General features: G+C 65.8%; 21 protein-coding genes. 13 read left to right on the plus strand and 8 right to left on the minus strand.

Going from position 1 to position 23,720, the window contains the following annotated elements; all coding sequences use genetic code 11:
- Nucleotides 1-109: 109 nt before the first annotated feature.
- The 4 genes from SK1NUM_RS12655 to argS all read right to left on the minus strand — a co-directional run bounded on the left by SK1NUM_RS12655 (nt 110) and on the right by argS (nt 5,492).
- Nucleotides 110-739 (minus strand): ABC transporter ATP-binding protein, encoded by a 630-nt coding sequence (locus SK1NUM_RS12655; RefSeq protein ID WP_212322624.1) that lies wholly within the window; start codon nt 737-739, stop codon nt 110-112.
- Between the two features lie 10 nt (nt 740-749).
- Nucleotides 750-1,985, minus strand: a complete 1,236-nt coding sequence (locus tag SK1NUM_RS12660; RefSeq protein WP_212322627.1) for an ABC transporter permease — start codon at nt 1,983-1,985, stop codon at nt 750-752.
- A 10-nt stretch (nt 1,986-1,995) separates the two neighbouring features.
- The gene (locus SK1NUM_RS12665) at nt 1,996-3,318 is read right to left on the minus strand and encodes an ABC transporter permease (RefSeq protein ID WP_223927587.1); all 1,323 of its coding nucleotides are present in this window, start codon (nt 3,316-3,318) and stop codon (nt 1,996-1,998) included.
- A 539-nt stretch (nt 3,319-3,857) separates the two neighbouring features.
- Entirely contained in the window at nt 3,858-5,492 is a 1,635-nt protein-coding gene (argS, locus tag SK1NUM_RS12670) for an arginine--tRNA ligase (protein WP_212322633.1), read from the minus strand.
- A 69-nt stretch (nt 5,493-5,561) separates the two neighbouring features.
- Here argS and SK1NUM_RS12675 point away from each other — a divergent pair, with 69 nt between their 5' ends.
- From SK1NUM_RS12675 to SK1NUM_RS12685, 3 genes are all read left to right on the plus strand, one after another.
- Nucleotides 5,562-6,392, plus strand: coding sequence for an aldo/keto reductase (locus SK1NUM_RS12675; protein ID WP_212322636.1), 831 nt, complete (start codon nt 5,562-5,564; stop codon nt 6,390-6,392).
- A gap of 37 nt (nt 6,393-6,429) precedes the next feature.
- A complete protein-coding gene (locus SK1NUM_RS12680) occupies nt 6,430-7,770 on the plus strand; it encodes a UDP-glucose dehydrogenase family protein (RefSeq protein WP_212322638.1) in 1,341 nt (446 codons plus the stop codon).
- Nucleotides 7,771-7,897: 127 nt separating this feature from the next.
- The gene (locus SK1NUM_RS12685) at nt 7,898-8,167 is read left to right on the plus strand and encodes an HU family DNA-binding protein (RefSeq protein ID WP_212322641.1); all 270 of its coding nucleotides are present in this window, start codon (nt 7,898-7,900) and stop codon (nt 8,165-8,167) included.
- A gap of 164 nt (nt 8,168-8,331) precedes the next feature.
- On the opposite strand, the gene SK1NUM_RS12690 is transcribed toward SK1NUM_RS12685, so the two are convergent.
- Genes SK1NUM_RS12690 through SK1NUM_RS12700 form a run of 3 tightly spaced genes read right to left on the minus strand, consistent with a single transcriptional unit; the run spans nt 8,332 to nt 11,014 of the window.
- Nucleotides 8,332-9,321 carry a Gfo/Idh/MocA family protein gene (locus SK1NUM_RS12690; RefSeq protein WP_212327815.1) on the minus strand — a complete coding sequence of 330 codons (990 nt, stop codon included), beginning with the start codon at nt 9,319-9,321 and terminating at the stop codon, nt 8,332-8,334.
- Nucleotides 9,321-10,412, minus strand: a complete 1,092-nt coding sequence (locus tag SK1NUM_RS12695; protein WP_212322644.1) for a DegT/DnrJ/EryC1/StrS family aminotransferase — start codon at nt 10,410-10,412, stop codon at nt 9,321-9,323. The genes SK1NUM_RS12690 and SK1NUM_RS12695 overlap by 1 nt, the downstream gene beginning before the upstream one ends.
- A complete protein-coding gene (locus tag SK1NUM_RS12700; RefSeq protein WP_212322646.1) occupies nt 10,409-11,014 on the minus strand; it encodes an acyltransferase in 606 nt (201 codons plus the stop codon). Before SK1NUM_RS12700 ends, SK1NUM_RS12695 begins: the two co-directional genes overlap by 4 nt.
- Before the next feature lie 228 nt (nt 11,015-11,242).
- Here SK1NUM_RS12700 and meaB point away from each other — a divergent pair, with 228 nt between their 5' ends.
- From meaB to SK1NUM_RS12745, 8 genes are all read left to right on the plus strand, one after another.
- Nucleotides 11,243-12,265: a methylmalonyl Co-A mutase-associated GTPase MeaB gene (gene meaB, locus SK1NUM_RS12710; RefSeq protein ID WP_212322651.1), complete on the plus strand. Its 1,023-nt coding sequence runs from the start codon at nt 11,243-11,245 to the stop codon at nt 12,263-12,265.
- 173 nt (nt 12,266-12,438) lie between these two features.
- A complete protein-coding gene (locus SK1NUM_RS12715) occupies nt 12,439-13,146 on the plus strand; it encodes an FhaA domain-containing protein (protein ID WP_212322653.1) in 708 nt (235 codons plus the stop codon).
- Nucleotides 13,147-13,149: 3 nt separating this feature from the next.
- Nucleotides 13,150-13,611, plus strand: a complete 462-nt coding sequence (locus SK1NUM_RS12720) for an FHA domain-containing protein FhaB/FipA (RefSeq protein WP_212322655.1) — start codon at nt 13,150-13,152, stop codon at nt 13,609-13,611.
- Nucleotides 13,611-15,038, plus strand: coding sequence for a PP2C family protein-serine/threonine phosphatase (locus tag SK1NUM_RS12725; protein ID WP_223928010.1), 1,428 nt, complete (start codon nt 13,611-13,613; stop codon nt 15,036-15,038). Before SK1NUM_RS12720 ends, SK1NUM_RS12725 begins: the two co-directional genes overlap by 1 nt.
- Nucleotides 15,038-16,426 (plus strand): FtsW/RodA/SpoVE family cell cycle protein, encoded by a 1,389-nt coding sequence (locus SK1NUM_RS12730; RefSeq protein ID WP_223927590.1) that lies wholly within the window; start codon nt 15,038-15,040, stop codon nt 16,424-16,426. The genes SK1NUM_RS12725 and SK1NUM_RS12730 overlap by 1 nt, the downstream gene beginning before the upstream one ends.
- Nucleotides 16,423-17,850 carry a peptidoglycan D,D-transpeptidase FtsI family protein gene (locus tag SK1NUM_RS12735; RefSeq protein WP_212322659.1) on the plus strand — a complete coding sequence of 476 codons (1,428 nt, stop codon included), beginning with the start codon at nt 16,423-16,425 and terminating at the stop codon, nt 17,848-17,850. The genes SK1NUM_RS12730 and SK1NUM_RS12735 overlap by 4 nt, the downstream gene beginning before the upstream one ends.
- Nucleotides 17,851-17,913: 63 nt before the next feature.
- Nucleotides 17,914-19,956, plus strand: a complete 2,043-nt coding sequence (gene pknB / locus SK1NUM_RS12740) for a Stk1 family PASTA domain-containing Ser/Thr kinase (protein ID WP_212322661.1) — start codon at nt 17,914-17,916, stop codon at nt 19,954-19,956.
- Nucleotides 19,957-20,189: 233 nt separating this feature from the next.
- Entirely contained in the window at nt 20,190-20,546 is a 357-nt protein-coding gene (locus SK1NUM_RS12745; RefSeq protein ID WP_212322663.1) for a hypothetical protein, read from the plus strand.
- 12 nt (nt 20,547-20,558) lie between these two features.
- Here SK1NUM_RS12745 and SK1NUM_RS12750 read toward each other — a convergent pair whose 3' ends face one another.
- Complete coding sequence (locus SK1NUM_RS12750; RefSeq protein ID WP_223927592.1) at nt 20,559-21,197, minus strand: aminodeoxychorismate/anthranilate synthase component II; 639 nt, start codon at nt 21,195-21,197, stop codon at nt 20,559-20,561.
- Nucleotides 21,198-21,489: 292 nt separating this feature from the next.
- Between SK1NUM_RS12750 and SK1NUM_RS12755 the strand changes: the two genes are divergently transcribed.
- Both SK1NUM_RS12755 and SK1NUM_RS12760 read left to right on the plus strand, forming a co-directional pair.
- Complete coding sequence (locus SK1NUM_RS12755; protein ID WP_212322667.1) at nt 21,490-22,791, plus strand: extracellular solute-binding protein; 1,302 nt, start codon at nt 21,490-21,492, stop codon at nt 22,789-22,791.
- Nucleotides 22,788-23,720, plus strand: a complete 933-nt coding sequence (locus SK1NUM_RS12760; RefSeq protein ID WP_212322670.1) for a carbohydrate ABC transporter permease — start codon at nt 22,788-22,790, stop codon at nt 23,718-23,720. The genes SK1NUM_RS12755 and SK1NUM_RS12760 overlap by 4 nt, the downstream gene beginning before the upstream one ends.

Raw genomic sequence — 23,720 nt, forward strand, 5'->3', positions numbered from 1 at the left:
CGGCTGGGACCTGGGCAGTCAGGTCCCAGCCGCTTCCGGTCGCATGTGGCCTATGCCATTCCGGCCGGTATGGCGGTGTGGCCGGAAATGACATTCTGGGACCGGAGTGTCAGGCCACAAGCTTCCGGTTTCTCAACCGCAGGACAACGTCGGCGGCCTTCGCCACCTGCTTGCTGTGGGTTACAACAATGACGCATTTGCCTTCGTCGTGTGCGGCAGCCTTCAGGATGTCGATGATGTCGCCGGCGGTGTCCTCGTCGAGGTTTCCCGTCGGCTCGTCTGCAAGAATTATGGGAGCGTCCGAAACCAGGGCTCTTCCGATAGCCACTCGCTGTTGCTGGCCTCCCGAAAGTTTCATGACGTTCCGGTTGATCTCCTCCTTCTCAAGCCCCATCGTCTCGAGAACTTTAGCATCAGCATCGCGCTTGACCAGCCGCAGATTCTCCAGAGGCGTCAAATAGTCAATCAAGTTGTAATTCTGGAACACCAGCGACACATTGCGCTTGCGGTGCCGGGGAAGGCCCTCCTCCAGGATGTCCTTCCCATTGCAGAGAATGCGGCCGCCCGTCGGCACATCGAGCCCTGCGAGCAGCCCCAGCAGAGTCGACTTCCCTGCCCCAGAGCCACCGAGAATGGCATAGAACCTGCCTGCCTCGAACTCGATGCTGACATTTTCAAGGAGTTTCCGGACCGCCTTTTCATAGGCGTAGTTGACTTTTTCCAGCGCGAGAACGCTCATCTGTGGATTCCTAACTCATCTTAGAAAGAATCTGCTTTGGCTTGAGCCTCAGCATGGGGACCATCGCGACCACTGCGGACAGGAGGACGACGCCGTAGCCGAGCAGCCAGGCGCGGCCGAGTTCAGGCAGTGATGCCGCCGTAAAACTGGGATCCGGGGCGGCCGGGCTCTCACCGCTTCCGGATGCCTGGCCGAGAACGAAGTCACCGAGCAGGTGGGAGGCCTGGCCCGCGGCCAGGGAGGCCAGGAGACCAGCTGCGATCGCGATCATCGTCAGCTCGATCACGAACTGCGCCAGCAGCCGCGCCTTGGAGGTTCCCATCGACAACAGGATCCCGATCTCGTGGATCCGCCCCCGGACCCAGAACACCAGCACGAACACCAGGATCACCATCCCCGCCAGGCTGACTCCCGCCAGCAGCAGGTTCAGTAGGCCTTCGACGGTGGCCATACCGGCCAGTACCCCGGCGTAGGACTTGGCGTTGTCCTCGATCTGAAGGCTGTCCCAGGCCAGCGGCAGCTGCTTGGCCCGGCTGATCGCAGGCTCCAGCTCATCGGCGCTCGAGACCAGGTAGTGGGCTTCGCTGAGCCCCGGTGACGAGGCCAGTTCCCCGCTGGATTCGAGGTCGGTGTAGAAGGTGTTCTCCGCCATCTCGGCTGGGAGCGTCGCCCCCGACGCGGTACCGGTGTAGAGACCGGCAATGGTGACCGTGACGGTCTTGTCCTGACGGGTCAGCGTGAGCTGATCGCCCACCTTCAATCCGTTCCGGGCGGCGAAATCCTGGTGCACCACGGCTGAATGCCGGTCCCCAGCCTCCAGGTGCCGGCCCTCGACGAGGGTGTAGCGCTTGCTCGCGAAGCCCTGGACCAGGTCGGTCCGGGTGACCCCGGTCACGGTGCCCTCAGGCATCACGTCATCCGAGAGCTGCACGCCGCTGGCGGGCATCTCGATGAGTTTAAGGTCTTTCGCCACGGCCGTGAGGCTGCGCACGTAGTTGTGAGAAGTCACACCGGCCACTGCGCTGACTGAGTCGGCGTCGGTAGTCTTCAGCTCGCTGCTGCCTGGACGGACCACAAACCCGGCGGACACCCCCCGGCTGATGTTGTCGCGGAGGTTCTGCATCGCGGCCCGAACGCTGGTCTCGGCCATCAGAGCGCTGAAGATCACCGTCATGATGAGCAGCAGCACCACAGTCTTGCCGACCCGGCGGCTGACAGACAGCCAGGCACGTTTCATCAGGGACATGTCCGGCGCCTCAGGAGAGCTGGGTGAGCAGGGCCTTGGGCTTGGCACGCAGCACCGGCACCGAGGCGATCAGCACAGCGACGCAGACCAGGGCCAGCGAGATCCCGCAGACCAGGCCCCATTGCCCGAGGTCCAGCATCACCTGGACATGGTCCAGGGTCTTGCCCGACAGCGCTGACTCCTGGTTGGCGCCGAGATTGTTGCCGAGCTGCTGGGCCATCTCCTTGGTGGTCGCGCTGGCGGCCTGGGAGACCAGCTGATTGCCGATGAACTGGGCGACGCCCTGGGCGGCGAACCAGGCCGCTCCGAAGGCCGGGATGGCGATCAGCACCAGCTCCAGGATGTGCTGCGTCACGATTCCCGGCTTGGAGCTGCCTATCGACAGCAGGATCCCGGTCTCCCGGCGTCGCTCCCGCGACCACAGGATCAGCACCAGGGACAGCACGATGACCCCGAAGATGACCGTGGCCACCACCATGCCGTCGACGAGCCGGTAGATGCTGTTCACGGTGCCGGTGACCCCGGCCAGGACCTGGTCGGTCTTGGAGAGCGAGAAGAGTTTCCAGTCGATGCCCAGCTTCTGAGCCTCCTTCATCAGGCCATCGACCTTGTCAGGCGAGTCGACGAAGAAGGTGGCGTCCTGATAGATCTCCTGGCCCTCGGAGAATTTGGCGAGCTTACGGCTGGTGTCAATGTCGGTGTACACCTGGTTCTGCAGCAACTCGATACGATTCCTGGCCGGTTTGATGTTGTCACCGGAGAAAAATCCCACGATCTCAGGCTCAACCTGCTCCGATGACTTATTGACGTTGTCCGGGTCGCTCGCAATGGCCTTCAGCTTGATTTTGTCGCCGATCTTCAGGCCATTCGCCTTGGCGAGGGACTCGTGAATGATGGCCTTGCCGACGTCGGATTCCCTGATATGCCGGCCCTGGGTGAGTTTCAGCCCACCGGAACGGAAGTTGATGTCCAGTTCGCTGTTGTTCTCCCCATATCCTGAGAGCACATTGCTGAAGTCCTTCTTGTCCGCACCGTCGTAGGGATCCTGAGCAGAGCCCGGCAGTTTCAGCACCTTGGCGCCGACCAGCTCAGAGGTCAGGGTCATGCGGCGGAAGTTGTCCTTCAGGCCGGCCAGACCCTTGATCGCGTTGATGTCGGCCTCCTTGACGACACCTCCGCCACGCGGGGTTCCCTTGTTATTCTGCCGGTTGTTCTCCAGGGTGAAACCGGAAAGCAGCTGTTGGCCCGCCTCCCCGGCAGCCGCGTCCGTCGACTGCTTGACCGCCACCATGCTCAGCATGACCGTGGCCAGGCAGAGCAGAATGCCGAACATTATCAAGGTCTTTATCTTCTTGCGCACCACAAAGCGCCACGCACAGGTCAGGGCCCGCATCGTCCGTTTCTCTCTCACTTCCAGGCCGCATGGACAGGACATTCTCATCCAGGCAGCCTCCGTTTGCCGCACAAGTCGGCTCCTACAGATTCCAGGTCTGTGAACGATTCACAAGGCCATTGCCGGGAATTGCCGGATTCCCCAGGTCAGCCATCGCCCAGCCACTTCATCGGACTAGGTGACTGACCCGTCGGGCCCACTCATCCGGCAATTCCCAGAAATCAGAATCGCTCAAGACCTGCCAGGAGCCTAGCACCGCGATAACGGTCTTTCCGGGGCCTGCTAGGGACCTTTACATTGCTTCTACAACCCAGGTCTTGGGGCCGGCGACCCCGGGAAACCAGGGTCCGGCCAGCCCTGGGAGGCCCCTTCCGGCCCTGCGGCCAGCACCCAGGTAGGACCAGGGTCGGGTCCATCCCGCAGAACTGGGCCGAAAGGCCGATCAGCCAGGGCCAGCGGTCGGAGAGAAACCACCGGGATCACATACGCTCGGGGGCCTTGATGCCCAGGAGGTGGAGGCCCTGGGCTAGGACGTCACGGGTGGCCGCCACGAGGGCCAGGCGCGATGAGCGCACTTCTCCTTCCGAACGCAGCACCGGGCAGGCCTCGTAGAACGCCGACAGGGCCCCGGCCAGCTCATAGAGGTAGCCGCACAGCTTGTGGGGGGTGAGAGTGCGCGCGACCTCGTCCACCACCTCGCCGAAGCGGCTGAGCGCCAGCGCCAGGGCCTGCTCAGCCGGCTCTTCAAGCACGACGACCGCACCCCAGCCGATTCCCTCCGCCTCGGCCTTGCGCAGGATCTGGCAGGTGCGGGCGTGGGCGTACTGCAGGTAGGGCCCGGTGTCCCCGGTGGTCTGCACCATGCGTTCGGCGTCGAAGACGTAGTCCTTGTGGATCGCACCCGACAGGTCGGCGTATTTGATGGCGGCCAGTGCGATCTCGGGTGAGGCCTCCTGCTCCGCCAGGTCCAGCAGGCTCATCAGTGAGACCGTCCCGCCGTCGCGGGTCTTGAAGGGACGCCCGTCAGGGCCGAGGACCATTCCGTATCCGACGTGCTGCGCCTCGACGTCCTCCGGCAGGTAGCCGGCCTTGCGGGCCGCCGCGAAGATCTCCTGGAAGTGCTGCGACTGGCGCACATCGGTGACGTAGACGATCCGGTCGGCCCTCAGCTCGCGGACACGGTGACGGATGGCCGCCATGTCGGTGGTGTCGTAGCCGTAGCCGCCGTCCGATTTGCGGATGATCAGCGGCGCGTCGAAGCCCTCCACCCAGAGCACCAGCGCCCCGTCGTCAACGACGGCGATACCGCGGGCGGCCAGGTCCTCAGCCACCTCCGGCAGGGCGGTGTTATAGGTCGACTCCCCCGCCAGGTCGGCGTCGGTCAGCAGCACCCCGAGCCGCTGGTAGGCGGCGTTGAAACCGGCCAGCGACACCGTGATCAGCTGCCGCCAGATCGCCAGGGTCTCCTCGTCGCCGCCCTGGAGCTTCACGACGCGTGCCCGGGCCCGGGTGGCGAACTCAGGGTCGTTGTCGAAGTGCCCCTTCGAGTCCTTGTAGAGCTGCTCGGCGCCGGCCAGGTCGAGGGCGGCGACGTCGGTGCCCGTTTCGATGATGTGCTCCACCAGCATGCCGAACTGGGTTCCCCAGTCGCCGATGTGGTTCTGCGGGACCACCTCATGCCCGAGGGCGGTGAGAATGCGGTTGAAGCAGTCGCCGATGATGGTGGTGCGCAGGTGCCCGACGTGCATCTGCTTGGCGACGTTCGGGGCCGAATAGTCGATGACGACGCGCTGCGGATGCGAGGTGCGGCTCACCCCGTGGTGCGGATCCTCCAGCACGGCGGTGGCGGCCTGCGCCAGCACGTCAGCACGGATCCGGAAGTTGATGAATCCCGGCCCGGCGATCTCCAGGGGCTCGCACAGGTCGGAGACGTCGAGCTGCTCGACGATGCCGGCCGCCACCTCACGCGGGGGACGCTTCTGCTCCTTGGCCAGGCGCAGCGCCACGTTGGACTGGAAGTGTCCGAACTGGGGTTTCGTGGCCGGGCGCATCTCCGGATCCACTCCCGTGACGGCACGCAGACGGGCATCAAGTAGGGCAGGCAGCGATTGCATGGGGGACATTCTCTCACCCCGTTCCAGTGATCAGTCACGATCCTTCGGCAAGGGTGTTCAATTGAGGCCATGACCAGCGCTCCGCTTATCGAACTGAACGACGGAAACTCCATCCCCCAGCTTGGCCTCGGGGTGTGGCAGCTGACGGATGAGGAGGCCACTGCCGCCGTCAGCGACGCTCTCGAAACCGGGTACCGGCACATCGATACCGCCGCGATCTACCGCAACGAGACCGGGGTTGGCCGCGCCATCGCAGCCTCCGCACTGCCCCGCGACGAGATCTTCGTCACCACGAAGCTATGGAACAAGGCGCAGGGCCGTGACCTGGCCCGGTCTGGCCTGGAACGCAGTCTTGAGAAGCTCGGGCTCGATCACGTGGACCTCTACCTGATCCACTGGCCCTGCCCCGCTCAGGACAAGTACGTGGAGACCTGGGAACAACTCATCGACTTCCGCTCCGAGGGCCTTGCACGCTCCATCGGGGTGTGCAACTTCCTGCCCGGGCATCTCGACGCCATCGTCGACGAGACCGGCATCACCCCCGCCATCGACCAGATAGAGCTGCACCCCACCTTCCAGCCCGACGACCTGATCAACCACTGCGCGGACCTCGGGGTCGCCGTGGAGAGCTGGTCACCGCTGGGCCAGGCCGCCGACCTGGCTGATCCCGTCATCACCGGCATCGCCGGGCGGCTCGGCGCCACCCCCGCGCAGGTGGTCATCCGCTGGCACCTGGACCGTGGTTTCATCGTGATCCCCCGGTCGAAGAACCCGGAGCGGATCGCCTCAAACTTCGGAGCCCTCGACGTCCAGTTGTCAGCTGAGGACCGGGCCGCCATCGACGCCCTGAACGCCAGCAACCGGCTCGGCCCCGATCCCGCCACCTTCAACGAGGCCTGACGCGCCATCCGCGGACCGGAGGCATTAGCCTTCCGCCATGCGGATTGCAGTGATCGGTTGCGGCTATCTCGGAGCGGTGCACGCGGCGTGCATGACTAAGATCGGCCACGACGTGACGGGCCTCGACACCGACCAGGAGAAGGCGGAGCGCCTGGCCCGGGGGGAGGCACCCTTCCACGAGCCGGGGTTCCCGGAACTGCTCGCCCAGGGAGTGGCCTCGGGCCGGCTCACGTTCACCACCGACCCGGAGCGGATCGCCGGCGCTGAGCTGGTGTTCATTGGCGTCGGCACCCCGCAGCTGCCAGGTCGGCTCGGCGCCGACCTCAGCCAGGTCGATGCCGCCGTCGACACCATCATCCGGTACGTCGTCCCGCGTCCGGGGTCCGCGGCGCTGGTGGCGGGAAAGTCGACGGTGCCGGTCGGCACCGCCCAGCGAGTCGCAGAACAACTGGCGGGCAGCGGCAGGGACCTGTTGCTGGCGTGGAACCCCGAGTTCCTCCGCGAGGGCCACGCGGTGACCGACACCCTCCGCCCCGACCGCATCGTCTACGGCCTGCCGCGGGACCGTGCCACCGGCGAGCGGGCCAAGGCCCTCCTGGACGAGTGCTACGCCCCTATGCTCGCCGCGGGGACTCCCCTGGTGGTGGCGGATTACCCCACCGCCGAGCTGGTGAAGGTGGCGGCAAACGCCTTCCTGGCGACGAAGATCTCCTTCATCAACGCCATGGCCGAGCTGTGCGACGCTACCGGCGGGGACGTCACCCGCCTGGCCGAGGCCATCGGCCACGACGACCGGATCGGCCCGAAGTTCCTGCAGGCCGGCATCGGTTTCGGCGGCGGCTGCCTCCCCAAGGATCTGCGCGCCTTCATGGCGCGGGCCGGGGAGCTGGGCGTCGACCAGGCCCTCACCTTCCTGCGTGAGGTGGACGCCATCAACCAGCGCCGCCGCGACCACGCCGTCACACTGACGGAGCGGGCCGTCGGGGGACGGCTGGCCGGACGGAAGGTGACGGTGCTCGGCATCACCTTCAAACCGGACACCGACGACCTGCGCGACTCCCCCGCCCTCGACATCACCTCGCGGCTGTGGGCGCGCGGCGCAGAGGTCCGGGTCGTGGACCCTGCTGCCGGTCCCGAGCTACGGCGGCGCCAGCCGGAGATGCAGGTCTGCGACACCGTCGAGGAGGCGGTGGCGGGGGCGGACGCGGTCCTGCTGCTCACCCCCTGGCAGGAGTTCCTTTCCCTGGACCCGGTAAGGCTGAGAGAAATCGTCGCCTCCCCTGCCATCATCGACGGGCGTAATGCACTCAACCCGAAACTATGGCAGGATTCCGGCTGGAGGTATTACGGAATGGGTCGCGAAGTCCCGGCCTGGTGACCGTTTCAAGCGCTTGCTTGCCCTCCAAATGGCTATTTCTGGGGGTTTCGGTGCGTCCTGGCTTGACTTCCTCCTCAGATGGGTCAAAGTATGTTTTCGTACTCGAATTCTTTGAAGGAGACACCCCATGACTAAGCGTGAACTGATCCAGGCCATAGCGGCCAAGGCGGGGCTCACCAACGCACAGGCCGAGGCCGCGCTTGATGCCTTCGGTGCCGTTATCACTGAGGCTCTCGTCGCCGACAAGAAGGTGCAGCTTCCCGGCGTTTTCACCGCCGCCACCACCCAGCGCGCCGAGCGCGAGGGCCGCAACCCCGCTACCGGCGAAGCCATGACTATTCCGGCTCGCCGTGTCGCGAAGTTCACCCCGGCCACGGCTCTCAAGAACGCACTCTGAGCCATCTCACTCAAAGAATTGAAGCGCCATACACGGGATTGTGTGTGGCGCTTCAATTATCCGGCTCTGCGAGTAAATGGGTGATGATTTATCCGGCTGATTCACAAGAGCAAAAACTGGCCGCGACCTGAGGTCGCGGCCAGTTTTCTGCTACAGGCGTCAGTTCACCGGACATCCACGAACTGGTTCGTCGCGGCCGACTCGATCATCGCCTCACAGACCCGCACCACCTGGGCGCCCTGCTCCAGGGTGACGATGTCAGAGGCCTGCCCGAGGACCGCGTCGCGGAAGTTCTCGTGCTCAGTGCGCAGCGGCTCCGGCTTCGCGATGGCGAACCGGGTGACGTCGCCCTCCGAGACGCCGCGGAACTGGGCGATGTCGTCCCAGGTCGTCTGGATCTGGCCGTTGGCGTAGAACGTCAGGTCCGCGGTGAGGGTGTCCGCGATGAACATGCCCTTCTCGCCGGTGACGAGCGTCAGCCGTTCCTTGGTGGGGGTCAGCCAGTTGACAAGGTGGTTAGACATGAGGCTGCCCGACAGCTGGCAGGTGGCCGAGACCATGTCCTCGTACTCGCGTCCCGCCTTGAACATGGTGCGGGCTGCCACCAGCTCGTAGTCGCGCTGCGTGACCCAGGCGGTCAGGTCGATGTCGTGGGACGCCAGGTCCTTGATCACGCCAACGTCCGCGATGCGAGCCGGGAACGGGCCCTGCCGCCGGGTGCAGATCTGGTACAGGTCACCCAGCTCGCCCGCCTCCAGGCGCCGCCGCAGCTCCTGCAGCGCAGGGTTGTAGCGCTCGATGTGGCCGACGGCCCCGACAAGCCCCTGGGCGGCGAAGGCCTTGGCGAGACGCTGGGCGTCCTCGAAGGTCTTCGCCAGCGGCTTCTCGATGAGCGCATGCACGCCGGCCTCGGCCACTTTGAGGCCGATCTCCTTGTGGTACATCGTCGGCGCCGCGATCACGACGTAGTCGAGGTTCTGCTCCAGCAGGGCCTCGATGCCAGGAAGGACGGGAAGCCCCTCGGCGACGCCATGCGGATCGCCCTGGGCATCGGCGACAGCGACGAGGTCGACCCCGTCGATGGCGCGCAGGTTACGGGCGTGGTGCCGCCCCATCATTCCGAGGCCGATCAGCCCCGCACGAAGATTGCTCATCATGCACCTGCCTTGGCCAGGGCGTTGACGGCCGCGACGATGCGTTCCAGGTCCTCCTGCGTGAGCGACGGATGCACCGGCAGCGACAGGCATTCCTGGGCGGCGCGCTCGGTCTCCGGCAGCTCGACCGGCGACTGGAACGGCTTCAGGCGGTGGTTCGGCACGGGGTAGAACATGCCGGAACCAACCTGGTATTCCTCCTTGAGGGCTTTCGCCAGGCCGTCGCGATCCTCGGGGACGCGGACGGTGTACTGGTGGAAGACGTGGACGGCGCCGTCGAGGGTGGGTGGCGGGGTGACGCTCTCCAGGTTCGCGGACAGGAACGCGGCGTTTTCCTGGCGGGTCTTCGTCCAGCCGTCGACCTTCGTCAGCTGCACGCGGCCGATGGCGGCGTGGATGTCGGTCATGCGGTTGTTCAAGCCGACGACCTCGTTGTGGTACTGCTGCAGCATCCCCTGGTTGCGGTACAGGCGGACGTTGCGCTCAATGGTGGCGTCGGAACAGGAGACCATGCCGCCCTCACCGGAGGTCATGTTCTTGGTGGGGTACAGCGAGAACATCGCGAACTCGCCGAAGGCACCGACCGGGGTGCCGTTCAGCGACGCACCATGAGCCTGGGCGGCGTCCTCGAACAGCAGCAGGCCATGCGAGTCGGCGATGGCGCGCAGCTTGTCCATCTTGGCCGGGTGACCATACAGGTGTACCGGCATGATGGCCTTGGTGTGCTCGGTGATGGAGGCCTCGACGGAGGCTGGGTCGAGGGTGAAGTCGTCGGCGGCGATGTCCGCGAACACCGGGGTGGCGCCGGTCAGGGCGACGGAGTTCGCGGTCGCGGCGAACGTGAACGACGGCACGATCACCTCGTCACCGGCACCGATGCCGCAGGACAGCAGGCCGAGATGCAGGCCGGAGGTTCCCGAGTTCACGGCGACGCAGGCGCGGCCGAGCTTGAAGTGGTCGGAGAACTCGGTCTCGAAGGCAGCCACCTCGGGGCCCTGCGCGATCATGCCGGAACGCAGCACACGGTCGACGGCGGCGCGTTCCTCCTCACCGATGATCGGCTTGGCTGGGGGGATGAAGGACTGGGTCATCGGGTTTCCTTTACGAGGTTGAGGGTCTCGCCCACCTGCTCGAACTCGTCGCCGGTGTGCGGGTCACGGAAGGTGTTGGGGCCGGTCTCCTCCAGCGGGAAACCGGAGCGGCCCACCCACTTGATGCGGCGGGCCGGGACACCGGCGACCAGCGCGTAGGCGGGAACGTCACGGGTGACGACGGAACCAGCGGCGACCGTCGCCCATTCGCCGATCGTCACAGGCGCGACACAGACGGCGCGCGCACCGACCGAGCAGCCGCGCCTCAGGGTCACCCCGACGGACTCCCAGTCGTGGGCGCTCTTGGAGGTGCCGTCGGGGTTCACGGCGCGCGGAAAGGTGTCGTTGGTGAGCACCGCTGCCGGGCCGACGAACACCCCGTCCTCCAGCTGGGCAGGCTCGTAGACGAGAGCGTAGTTCTGGATCTTGCAGTTGTCCCCGACGTGAACCCCACTGCCTATGTAGGCTCCCCGCCCTACAATCACGTTCTCGCCGATCTCGGCCCCGCCCCTCACCTGGGCGAGATGCCAGATGGAGGACCCGTCGCCGATGTCGACGCCGTCGTCCAGGTCCGCCGACGGAAGGATTCGTGGTTCAGGCATATGCGTCCTATCGGTGGCTAACAGATGAATTTGACGCGGACAGTCTAGTGCTGCGCCTCTGCACTGGCCTAGTGCCGCTCAGAAGCCCGTCCACAACGGCCACGCCCTACGGGCCAGTAAGTAGCAACATATGGCTGGTCTGCCCACCAAAGATGGCTACCTACCGGGACGTAGGACCATACGACGTCCGGTCCTCGTCCCCGACGGGTGGGGGATAGGGTTGCTCACATGCGGAATCTCAATGTGGCGGAGCTGGCGGCCAAGGTCGTTGAGGGGTCCAGGGGGCATGTGGCGAAGGCCATCACCCTGGTGGAATCAACGAAACCGGAGCATCGCGCGCAGGCACACGAGCTCCTGCAGCTGATCAATCCCCACACCGGGAAAGCTTTCCGGGTCGGTGTCTCCGGGGTGCCGGGCGCGGGCAAGTCGACTTTCATCAACGCGATGGGCGTCAAGCTGATCGACGAGTACCAGCACCAGGTCGCAGTGCTGGCCGTCGACCCGTCGTCGACGCGCACCGGCGGCTCCATCCTCGGGGACCGCACCCGCATGGGTGACCTCGCCAACCGGTCTGAGGCCTTCGTCCGCCCGTCCCCATCGGCGGGCCACCTGGGCGGTGTCGCCCGCGCGACGCGGGAGTCGATGCTGGTGCTGGAGGCCGCGGGCTACGACGTCGTGATGGTGGAGACCGTGGGCGTCGGACAGTCAGAGGTGGCGGTCGCCGGCATGGTCGACACCTTCCTGTTCCTGCATGTCGCCCGTACCGGCGACCAGCTACAGGGCATCAAACGCGGCATCCTGGAGCTGGCCGATGTGATCTCCATCACCAAGGCCGACGGCGACAACGAGGGCGAGGCCCGGGTGTCGGCCCGGGAGCTCAGCATCGCGATGAAGCTGATCTCCAGCGACGAGACGAAGCGGCGCGCCCCCGTCCTGACGTGCTCCTCATACACCGGCGCAGGCCTGGACGATGTCTGGGCCGCGGTCACCAAGCACCGCGCCGACCTGGAGCAGGACGGCGAGCTCGCGGGCCGGCGCAGGGCGCAGCAGCGCGCCTGGCTGTGGAACATGGTGGAGCAGGAGATCATTCAGTCGCTGCGGACCTCCCCAGAGGTCCGTCAGGTCGCCGAGCGCGTCGAGGCCGATCTCGCGGCGGAGCGGGTCAGCGCCGTTGAGGGCGCCACGGACATCCTCGATGCCTTCGCCCGCACCTTTCACGCCCCTGCGTCTCATACCCCCGCCTCACACTGAGTCCCGGAGGCACGACAGCCCGGCGGCCTCCCCGGACCCCCGCAAGGGTCCCGCGCAGGCGGCCGACTGCCGATCACAGTCCGATTCAGGGGCTTTTCAGGGGCTTCAGGCAGGCGAGTCAGGTGACCGCGATTGGTGCTTCCTCTAAGCTGGTTTCGTTGAGAGGAGGGTGAATGGGCGTGTTCGACCGCGCTGAGAAGAGGATCGGCGCTGCCGTTGACAAGGTTTTCGCCCGTGCCTTCAAGGGCGACGTGCAGCCTGTCGAGATCGCGGCGGGCATCCAGCGGGAGCTGGACTCCGAGGCCAAACTGTTGAGCCGTGACAAGCGACTGGTGCCGAATGTGTTCACCGTGTCCCTCTCCCCTCATGACTACAACAGGTTGTTCCCCTACACCAAGACGCTGAACGCGGAGATCATCCCAGGGCTCAGGGAGCACGCGGCAGAGCGGTCGTATGTCTTCAGTGGCCCCATCCAGATCCTCTACATGCTGGAGCAGAGCCTGCCGACGGGTCAGTTCCGGATCGCCAGCCAGGCCATCGCGTCTGCCCCCGACCAGCCGCCCGCGCCCAGGCCGCGGGCCTCGCAGCAACTGGTGCTCGAGGTCGGCGGGGTAAGGCATCCCCTGGTGCCGCCAGGCCTGGTGATCGGACGCGGCTCCAGCGCGGATCTGCGCGTCAACGATCCCGGGGTGTCGCGCCGCCACGCCATGATCTCGGTCTCCGGCCCGCTGGAGAACCGCACCATACGCATCGAGGATCTCGGGTCCACCAACGGGATCGTCGTCGACGGCTCGCGCGTCCAGACCGCGCAGCTGCGCGACGGCTCCCGCATCGAGATCGGCAACACGAGGATGCTGGTGCATTCGCCTTCGGAGGCGTGAACAATGTCGGATCTCATCGCGGCGGCAATCAAGATCGTCTTCCTTGCCCTGCTCTGGCTCTTCATCGGCATAGTCGCCGACGTGATCCGCAAGGACATGTTCGGGCGGAAGGTCTCGGCCTCCGACCTGCCCGCGACCGAGCTGGCGCCGGTACGCCGCGGCCGGTCGAAACGCCAGCCCACCCGGTTCGCTATCACGCAGGGCGCGCAGCAGGGCCTGTCGGTGCCCCTGGAGCCGACGATCAACCTGGGCCGCACCTCCGACTCCACTATCCTGCTCGACGACGACTACGCGTCGTCGCGTCACGCCCAGCTGGTGCAGCGTGACCCGGAGACCTGGATGGTCACCGACCTGGGCTCCACCAACGGGACCTACGTCAACGGCAAACGCATCACCGAGCCCACGCCGCTGACGGTGAACGACATCCTGCGAATCGGCCGCACCATGATGAGACTGGAGGTGTGATGCAGGCGTTCTCCCTCGACTTCCGCATCCACTCCGAGGTGGGGCGTGTCCGCAAGAACAACCAGGATGCAGCCTTTGCCAGCCCCAACCTGCTTCTCGTCGCCGACGGCATGGGCGGGGCGGCGGCGGGTGACCTTGCCTCGGCCGTCGCGGCGAGGGAGGCCAGCGACGGCGACCGCCGTCTCGGCAACGAGCACCTCGTGGAGCACATGGCGGGCATCATGCAGCGCGCCAACGACAAGCTGTCCGACCTGATCGAGAACGACCCGGAGCTGGACGGGATGGGAACCACCTTCTCGGGTGCCGCATTCTCGGGCACGATGCTGGGCATCGCACACATCGGCGACTCACGCGGCTATCTGCTGCGCGACGGCGAGCTGAGGCAACTGACCCACGACCACTCCTGGGTGCAGTCGCTGATCGACGAGGGCCGCATCACCCCGGAGCAAGCCGCCACCCACCCGCACCGGTCGCTGATCCTCAAGGTCCTCAATGGGTCCGGGGACACGGAACCGGACTTCTTCGAGCTGGAGCCGAAGGAGGACGACCGGCTGCTGTTCTGCTCCGACGGCCTGTCGGGGCTGATGACCGAGGCAGACCTGAAGAGACTGATGGCCCTCGACGATCTCGACGAGTGCGTCTCCCGTCTCGCGGCGCTGGCGAACGAGCACGGCGGCCACGACAACATCTCCATGGTGCTGGCGCGCGTGGTCCCGCAGGACGACGCGCTCGACGCGGCCCCGTCGCAGCTGGCCGGGTCTGCCCTGGAGCGCACGATCCCGAGCATCACGCGCGGCGAGGACAAGGGGCAGGGCTACCCCGAGCCGGAGAAGCCACCCGAGGACCCGGACCACGACTCCCTGGAACAGGCCCGGTACGCCCCGCAGGAGAGCAAGCACCGCTGGCCCACCGCACTGGCGGCGATCCTCGCGGGGGTGATCGTCGTGGGAGCTGCCTTCTGGGGAGTGAAGGTGTACAGCTCAACTCGTTATTTCATAGCCGACGCCGACGGGCAGATCGGCATCTACAACGGTCTTCCGGGCGCGTTGCTCGGCTACCGGATGAATCAACTCATCGAGCGCCGCAATACGCTCATATCGGACCTGCCCGTGTTCTATCAGCGGCAGGTCACAAACACGATTGCTGTCGCCGACCTCCAGGCGGCCGGCGAGACGGCAGATGTCCTGGACGGCTATGCGACGCGCTGCGCGGCCGCGCGCCAGCAGCGGCGCGGCGCGGAGGCGACACCGCCACCCGACAGCCTGCCGACCGTGGCCCTGCCGACGGAGACGACAGCGACTACGGAGACGGCAGCAACTGCCGAGGCCAGCCCGCTGCCGAACTCCACGGAGCAGGCGAACTACCCGACGATGCTGGCGCCGATGACTCCCACGTCCACCGAAGAAGCAAATCCTGAGGCCTGCTGATGTCCGTCGTCCAACAGCCCTCAGCAACGGGCGAATACATCATCTTCCGGCAGCGGCGCGGCGTCGAGCTCGCGCTGACGCTGGCAGCATGCACCTTCGGGCTGGTCGGCTGGGTCGTCTCCTACCTGAACCTGCGGGGCTCGCTGCCACCCGAGCTGATCCCGGGGACCATCATCTGGTTCGCGCTGGCCTTGGGCGCCCACGCCATCGTCAGGTGGCGGATCCCCTACGCGGATCCCGTGATCCTTCCCGTGGTGTTCCTGCTGAACGGGCTCGGCCTGGCGATGATCGCCCGCCTCGACCTAGCGAAGAATGCGCACGCGGCCACAAACCAGATCATCTGGACGGGGCTCGGGATCGCGCTGTTCGCCGCGGTCGTGTTCTGGTTGCGTGATCACCGCCGGCTCCAGCGGTTCCCGTACCTGCTGTTCCTGGGTGGCCTGCTGATGCTGATCCTGCCCCTGGTGCCGCTGGTCGGACGTGAGCTGAACGGCGCCCGGATCTGGATCGGGGTGGGCCCGTTCAGCTTCCAGCCGGCTGAGGTGGCCAAGATCCTCCTGGCGCTGGCTTTCGCCGCTTATTTCTACGAGAAACGCGACCTGCTGGCCCTCGCTGGGAGGCGCTTCATCGGCCTGGAGTTCCCCCGGGCCCGTGACCTCGGGCCCATCGCGGTGATGTGGCTGCTGTCGCTGGCGATCATGGTCTTCCAGAACGACCTCGGAACCGCGCTGCTGTTCTTCGGCCTGTTCACGTTCATGATCTACGTGGCGACGCAGCGGCCAGCCTGGCCGATCCTGGCGGGGATCGCATTCGTCATAGCCGGCCTGCTGGCCTACAACTTCACCAACCACGTGCCGCGCCGCGTCAACTCCTGGCTCAACCCGTTCAGCGACTACGACGGCAACTACCAGATCATCCAGGCGCAGTTCGGCTTCGCCTGGGGTGGGTTGTTCGGCCGCGGCTGGGGGCAGGGATCACCCTGGCTGACGCCGATGAACGAAAGCGACTTCATAGCCGCTAGCCTGGCCGAGGAGATCGGGATCGTGGGCCTGATGGCGATCGTGCTGATGTACGGGTTCATCGTGGCCCGTGGCATGAAGACCGCCCTGACCTGCCCCGACGGCTTCGGCAAGCTCCTCGCGGGCGGGCTGGCGTTCACGTTCGCGGTACAGGTGTTCTCGATCATCGGCGGCATCACGCGGCTGCTGCCGCTGACCGGCCTGACCACACCCTTCATGTCGCAGGGTGGTTCCTCTCTGATCGCGAACTGGATGATCATCGGGATCCTGATGGTGATCTCCCACCGGGCACGCATGCCTCAGCGTGCCACGGCCACCCCGCAGGAGTTGCTGACTCCTGCCCAGTCGACGGCGGTGATTGCAAAATGAACGGCCCCCTGAGGAAAGTCAGCATCTTCATCTCGCTGCTGATGGCGGCTTTGTTGTTGAACATCACCTGGATCAGCGTCGGCCAGTCCGACGCGCTGAACGCGGATGTGCGCAACCGCCGCGTCCGCGACCACGAGTTCACCACCAACCGCGGTGCAATCCTCGTCGGCAACGACGCGATCGCCACGTCGGTGCCGGGGACGGACCAGTTCCCGTGGCAGCGCACCTTCCCGAAGGGTGAGCTGTATTCCTCAGTAACGGGCTGGTATTCGTACTCCTACGGCCGCCAGGAGCTGGAACGGAGCTGGAACTCGGAGCTGTCGGGCACCGCCTCGTCGCAGATGTTTTCCCGGGTCCTGGACCTGCTCACCGGGAAGAAGCCGCAGGGCGCCAACCTGAACACGACGCTCAACCCGAAGGCACAGGCAGCCGCCGTGAAGGCGCTGGGCAAACAGCAGGGTGCCGCCATCGCGATCGACTACACAACCGGCGAGATCCTGGCGCTGGCCTCGACCCCCACCTACGACCCGAACCTGCTGGCCACCCAGGACACGTCGGCGGAGAAAGCGAACTGGGACTCCCTTCTGAACAATTCGGAGGAGCCACTGAAGAACCGGGCCGTCCGCGAGGTCTTCCCACCCGGGTCGACCTTCAAGCTGGTGACGTCCGCGGCGGCCCTGGAGTCGGGATACGCGCCGGACACCGTCGTCGCCGCACCGAACACGTACCAGCTGCCGGGCTCCAGCCACTCCGTCGGGAACTCGACGAACTGCGGCGGCACCGAGATCACGCTGGAGCATGCGCTGGCGACGTCCTGCAACACCACGTTCGCGAAGCTGGGCGTGGACCTGGGCAAGGACAAGATGGTGGACATGGCCAAGAAATTCGGCTTCAACGCGGAACCGGGCATCGACCTGCCGGCGTCGACGTCGAGGTTCCCGGAGCAACTGGACGCGGCGCAGCTGGGCCAGTCGAGCATCGGACAGTATGAGGTGGCCGCCTCGCCCCTGCAGATGCTGATGGTCGCCTCCGCCATCGCCAACGACGGGGTGCTGATGAAACCCCACCTGGTCAAGAGCGTCACCGGCAGCGACCTGAAGGTGATCCAGACGGTGCAGCCTGAGCAGATGAGCCGCCCGATCGGCGAGGGCACCGCTAAGCAGCTCAGGCAGATGATGGAGAATGTGGTGAGCGACGGCACCGGCTCACCCGCGGACATCAGTGGCTTGACGGTCGGGGGCAAGACCGGTACCGCCCAGTCCGATCCGAACCGTCCGCCCTATGCATGGTTCGTCGGCTATGCTTCCGAACCGCATGTCGCCGTCGTGGCCTTCGTGCAGAGCACCGCGGTCTCGCGCGACGACATCTCTGGCGGCAAGGTCGCTGCGCCGATTTTCAAAGCCGTGGTGGAGGCCGTCAAATGAGGACGGGCGAAAACTGGATCGATGGGCCACAATGGTTCTCGATCAATCGAAAGGACCAGTGCGATGACTGAGCGAGGCACCCTGCTGGGCGGGCGCTACGAGCTCGATCAGATTATCGGGCGTGGCGGCATGGCAGAGGTCTGGCGTGCCCGTGACCTCCGTCTCATCCGCGACGTGGCCATCAAGCGCCTGCGCATCGACCTGGCCAGCGATCCCACGTTCCAGGCCCGGTTCCGCCGCGAGGCCCAGTCCGCGGCGGGCCTGAACCACCCGAACATCGTCGCCGTCTACGACACCGGCGAGGAGCGGGACACCAAGTCCGATGTCATGGTGCCGTACATCGTGATGGAGCTCGTCGAGGGTGTGACGCTGCGCGAGGTGCTGCGCGACGGCCGCAAGATCGTGCCGAACCGGGCGCTGGAGTTCACAGCCGGGGTGCTCGACGCGCTGTCCTACAGCCACCGTGCCGGGATCATCCATCGCGACATCAAACCGGCAAACGTGATGCTCACCCCCGCGGGAACGGTGAAGGTGATGGACTTCGGCATCGCCCGCGCCGTCGCCGACACCTCCGCGACGATGACGCAGACGGCCGCCGTGATCGGCACCGCCCAGTATCTGTCGCCGGAGCAGGCGCGCGGCGAGAAGGTCGACCAGCGTTCGGACCTGTACTCGGTGGGCTGCTTGCTCTACGAGCTGCTGTGCTCGGAGCCGCCGTTCAAGGGGGACTCCCCCGTCTCCGTCGCCTATCAGCACGTCCGGGAGACGCCCGTACCACCCAGCCAGCGTGACCCCGAGGTGACCCCGGCGATGGACGCCATCGCCTTGAAGGCGCTGGCCAAGTCGCCTGCAGACCGCTACCAGGACGCCCGCGAGTTCCGCGAGGACATCCTGCGGGCCCTGAACGGGCAGCCGGTGATGGCAGCCTTCTCCTCCCCCACTGAGATGCCGACCACGGTGATGCCATCCTCCGCGCGGCGCGCCGCCCCGACCACCGCGATGCCAGCGGCGGCCGACAGCCCGGCGGATACCTCCGTGAACGGCGCAGTGGACACCCTGGAGGATGAGGACCAGAAGAAGAAGCGCAAGAGGCTCGTGGTCACGCTCTCGGTCCTGGCCGGGCTGCTGGTGATCGCACTCGCCGCCACCGCCTACATGGTCTTCGCCAACCCCGCTCCCCGGCAGGTGACGGTGCCGAATGTCGTCGGGTCGGACCAGGCCACCGCGGAGAGCGCCCTGAAAGAGCAGGGCTTCGCCTCGAAGGTGGAGAACGTCGAGTCCGACGACGCGAACAAAGGCAGGGTCACGGCAAGCGACCCGGCCTCCGGCACCCAGGCCGCGTTCGGCAGCACGGTGACCTTGAAGGTCGGGCAGGGACCGACTCAGCTTGAGATTCCCTCCGATCTGAAGGGCAAGTCCTTCGACGACGCCAAGTCACAGCTCCAGAAAGCCGGTTTCACGGGCAAGATCACCAAAGAGGACATGAAACCGGCAGATGAGGCCGCCGATGCCGTGAAGGGGCAGGTGCAGGAGAGCGATCCCGTTCTAGGTCAGAAGGCCGCGCCCGACCACGACATCACCCTGAAAGTCGCGACGGGAACCTCCCCGGTGCCGGATTTCACCGGCAAGACCCTGGACGAGGCCCAGAGCCTGGCCACGAATGCGGGTTTCCAGGTGACGCTAAAGAGCTCGGAGGGCGAGACCAGCCAGCAGGATGCGGGGAAGGTCTTCAAACAGAGTCCCGACGAGGGAACCGCCCTGGACCGCAAGACGGGGAAGATCACCGTCACCATTGCAAAGGCAGCCCCCACGACCGCCAAGGTGCCGAACATGATCGGCATGGATGAGAGCCAGGCACAGCAGGCATTCAAGAGCGCTGGTTTCTCCCGGCCACTGCGGATCAGGCAGGTCGAACAGCCCGGACAACAGACCTACGGCCGGGTGAGCGCCCAGAATTTCGATGCAGACACCGAGCTGCCCAGGAACACCGAAGATGTGGAGGTGACCATCCCGACCCAGCCGGCCCAGAACTCGCAGGAACCTACCCAGACACCGAGCCCATCACCGACACCCCTGCCATCCCCGCCGCCGTCGCCGAAGCGCTGACTGGTGGGGAGCACATCCAGGCACCACCCGCGGACATGCTCACGTGAGGCAAACGCTACCGTTCCCGGACATTTTTCGTCAGTCTCGTCGCGCTCTGTACAGAAACGATTGATTCCGGGTAGGGTCCACCAAAAGCGCATCGATCCACAACGTAACTAAGGGAGGGTGATGGGTTGTGCGATACGTTGTCAGCGCTATTTTGGCTGCCGCGATCTTCTTCTCCGGCGTTACCCATGTCTGAAGTTCAGTACCGAAACGTTGCGTTCGCTGTCGCCCTCAAGACGACGGTGATCGCCACGGTCCTGGTCATCCTGGGGCTTTCCGGTTGGGCTCCGTGGCTCCGGTTGATCGGTTCCGGGGTCGGGTTGGTGGTGGTCGCGGTGATTGCCTCCTGGTACACCGACCGACAGCAGAGGTTCTTGAGGCGTGGCGAGAGGATCGTCTTCTCGCTCGGTGTCGGCCTCGCTGTGTGTCTGCCGTTCATCGGGCACGAGCACTTCTGGTTCCTCGTCAGCCTGGGCGCCCTCGGTACGGTCATCTCAGCGGTCTGGGGAGAGTGGATCTCCCGACCTGCTGACCGCAACGCCTAAGGCCCTTTCTTGCTAGGACAGCGCTGTGGTCGCCAAGGGGGCGAAACCCGCGGCGCGGGCTGGCGCGTCGGCGTCGCCGCAGGTCACCAGCCAGTTGGCGAGCATCTGGTAGCCGCCCTCGGTGAGCACCGACTCGGGATGGAACTGCACGGCCTCCATCGGCCATTCACGGTGCTGGATCGCCATGATGACCCCAGACTCAGTGCGTGCCGTCACCTCCAGCTCAGCTGGCATGGTGTCCTCGACAGCGGCCAGCGAGTGGTAGCGGGTGGTGTTGATCGGCGACGGCAACCCGGCGAAGATTCCCTGGCCGTCGTGGAAGACCTGGGAGACCTTGCCGTGCAGTAGCTCGGTGGCGCGGCCGACGACGCCGCCGAGGGCCACCACCATCGCTTGGAGTCCGAGGCATACCCCGAACAGCGGCGTGCGCCCTCCGACCTGCCGGATGACGTCGACGCACACCCCGGCGCGCTCCGGGGTGCCCGGCCCGGGTGAGAGCAGCACCCCGTCGAAGGCGTCCTCCCAGCCGGCTTCCGCGAACCTCGGGTCGTCGTTGCGCCACACCTGCGTGCTGGCCCCGATCTGGGCCAGGTAGGAGACGATGTTGTAGACGAACGAGTCGTAGTTGTCGATGACGAGGATGCGTGCCACGGGCGCAATTCTGTCACGCGGAGGCGGCCGGCACGCTGCCCCACCCCTGTTATGGACCAACCGGCGACACGGGCCTGGTGAAATTTCCGCCACCTTGCGCATCGTGCCGGCACACCGCGATGTTGCTGTCCCTTGCCTTATCATTCCCCCATTGCCCGGCGATGCCCCGTCGAGGCGGCCGATCCCGCCCTGTAGCAGGTCCTCTACTGAAAACGGCTATGACCCCCCAAACACGTAGGTTTTCCTCTATGGTAGGTGGAAATGCAGTCCGTGAGGAAAGCTAAGGAGAACGATGAAGTTCAAGTCCAAGGCAGTCGTGTTCATGGCGGCTGCCGCTCTGATTGCTCCGGGACTGGCGGCATGCTCGTCAGGTCCGGGGCAGCAGACCACGTTGACATGGTTCATCAACCCCGATAGTGGTGGGGCGTCGCCGACCGGCGGCGGGCAGGCGCAGCTGGCGGCCGAGTGTTCCGCGGCCTCGGGTGGTGAATACTCCATCAGGGTAGAGCAGCTGCCCAATGAGGCGTCGGACCAGCGGCAGCAGCTGATCCGCCGTCTCGCAGCTCACGACAGCGGGGTCGACATCATGAGCCTCGACCCGGTCGTCGTCCCCGAGTTCGCTGAGGCCGGCTATCTCGTCGACGTCCCCGAGCAGTACCGGCAGGACTTCACTGCGGACCGGGTCCAGGGTGCGCTGGATGCCTCGCACTGGAAAGGGAAACTGGTCGCAGCACCGTTCTGGGCCAACACCCAGCTGCTGTGGTACCGCAAGTCCGTCGCCGAGAAGGCCGGGCTCGACATGAGCGGTCCCGTCACCTTCGACCAGGTCATCGCCGCCGCTCAGGCCACGGGCAAGGACATCGCGCTGCAGGCCAAACGCTACGAGGGCTACACCGTCTTCATCAATGCGCTCGTGGCCAGCGCCGGCGGATCGATCATCGAGAACGAGGGGGCGGCCGCCGCCGACACCCAGCTGGGGCTCGACACGCCAGCCGGCAAGCGGGCCGCGACGCTGATCTCCAGCCTCGCCCGGTCCGGGGCCGTCGGGCCGGCGCTGTCGTCGATGAACGAGACCAACGCGCTCAACATGTTCCAGGACGAGAGCACCTCGGGGTTCATGCTGAACTGGCCCTACGTCTACGCGGCCATGAAGGGCAACGACGTGCCGTTCATGGACGACATAGCCTGGACGACCTATCCCCGGGTGGATGCGGATAAACAGTCGGCTCCCCCATTCGGCGGGATCGAGCTCGGGGTGAACTCGGCCTCCCAGAAACCGGACCTGGCGTGGAAGGCGATCCAGTGCATCACGACCGAGGACCATCAGAAGGCCTACATGATGGGGACCGGCAACCCTGCGTCCCGGGCCGCGGTCTTCGAGAACGCCGAGATACGTGAGCAGTTCCCGATGGCCGACGCCATCAAGGACTCCCTCAACGCGGCGGTGCAGCGCCCCCGGACCGCCTACTACGGCGACCTCTCGACGGCCATCCAGCGCACCTGGTCGCCGCCGGAGGCCGTGGACCCGGAGCGGACACCCCGCGAGTCCACCGAGCTGATCATGAAGGTTCTCAAGGGGGAGGCCCTGCTGTGAGCGCCACCACGACCCGTAGCGGCAGGCCACGGCTGTCAGACCGCGCGAAAGAGGAACGCAGGCTCGGCTGGAAGCTGGCCGGACCAGCCTTCGTGATCATGATCCTGGTGACCTTCTACCCGATCCTCCAGGCCGTCTACACCTCACTGTTCCAGTACCGGCTCACCGACCCGGGCAGCAGGCAGTTCGTGCTGTTCGAGAACTACCTGATCGTCCTGCGCGACCCGCTGTGGTGGCAGGCGTTCGGGACCACGGCTCTGATCACCGTGATCACGGTAGTGGTCGAGCTCGTCCTCGGGTTCCTGATCGCCCTGGCGATGGCCAAGGTCCTCGACGGGCGCGGGCTGCTGCGCACCATCGTGCTGATCCCGTATTCAATCATCACCGTGGTCTCGGCGTTCTCCTGGCTCTACGCCTTCGCCACCGACACCGGATTCGTCGATCCGCTGCTGAACAGCCTGACCTTCGGGATCTTCCCGAAGGACTTCGACTGGTTCGGCGACTTCTGGGCCTCCATGGTGCCGATCTGCGTATCCGAGATCTGGAAGACCACCCCCTTCATGTCGCTGCTGCTGCTGGCCGGCCTGACCCAGATCGACTCGGCCATGGAGGAGGCCGCGATCGTCGACGGCGCCACCTGGGGCGAGCGGATGCGGCGCGTGGTGCTGCCGAACATGAAGTCGGCGATCATGGTGGCGCTGCTGTTCCGCACCCTCGACGCCTTCCGCATCTTCGACAACATCTTCATCATGACCGGCGGCAGCCACGACACGGCCTCGCTGTCGCTGGTCGCCTACAACCAGACCATCTCGCGCACAGAGGTCGGACTCGGCTCCGCGGTCTCGGTGCTGCTGTTCCTGTGCGTGGTCGTCATCGCGGTGATCTTCGTCAGGGGCTTCCGCGTCGATCTCGCCCAGGGAAGGAGGTGA

Origin of the sequence: Arachnia rubra (genome assembly GCF_019973735.1) — a bacterium.
In the GTDB taxonomy this organism is placed as follows: Bacteria; Actinomycetota; Actinomycetes; order Propionibacteriales; family Propionibacteriaceae; genus Arachnia; species Arachnia rubra.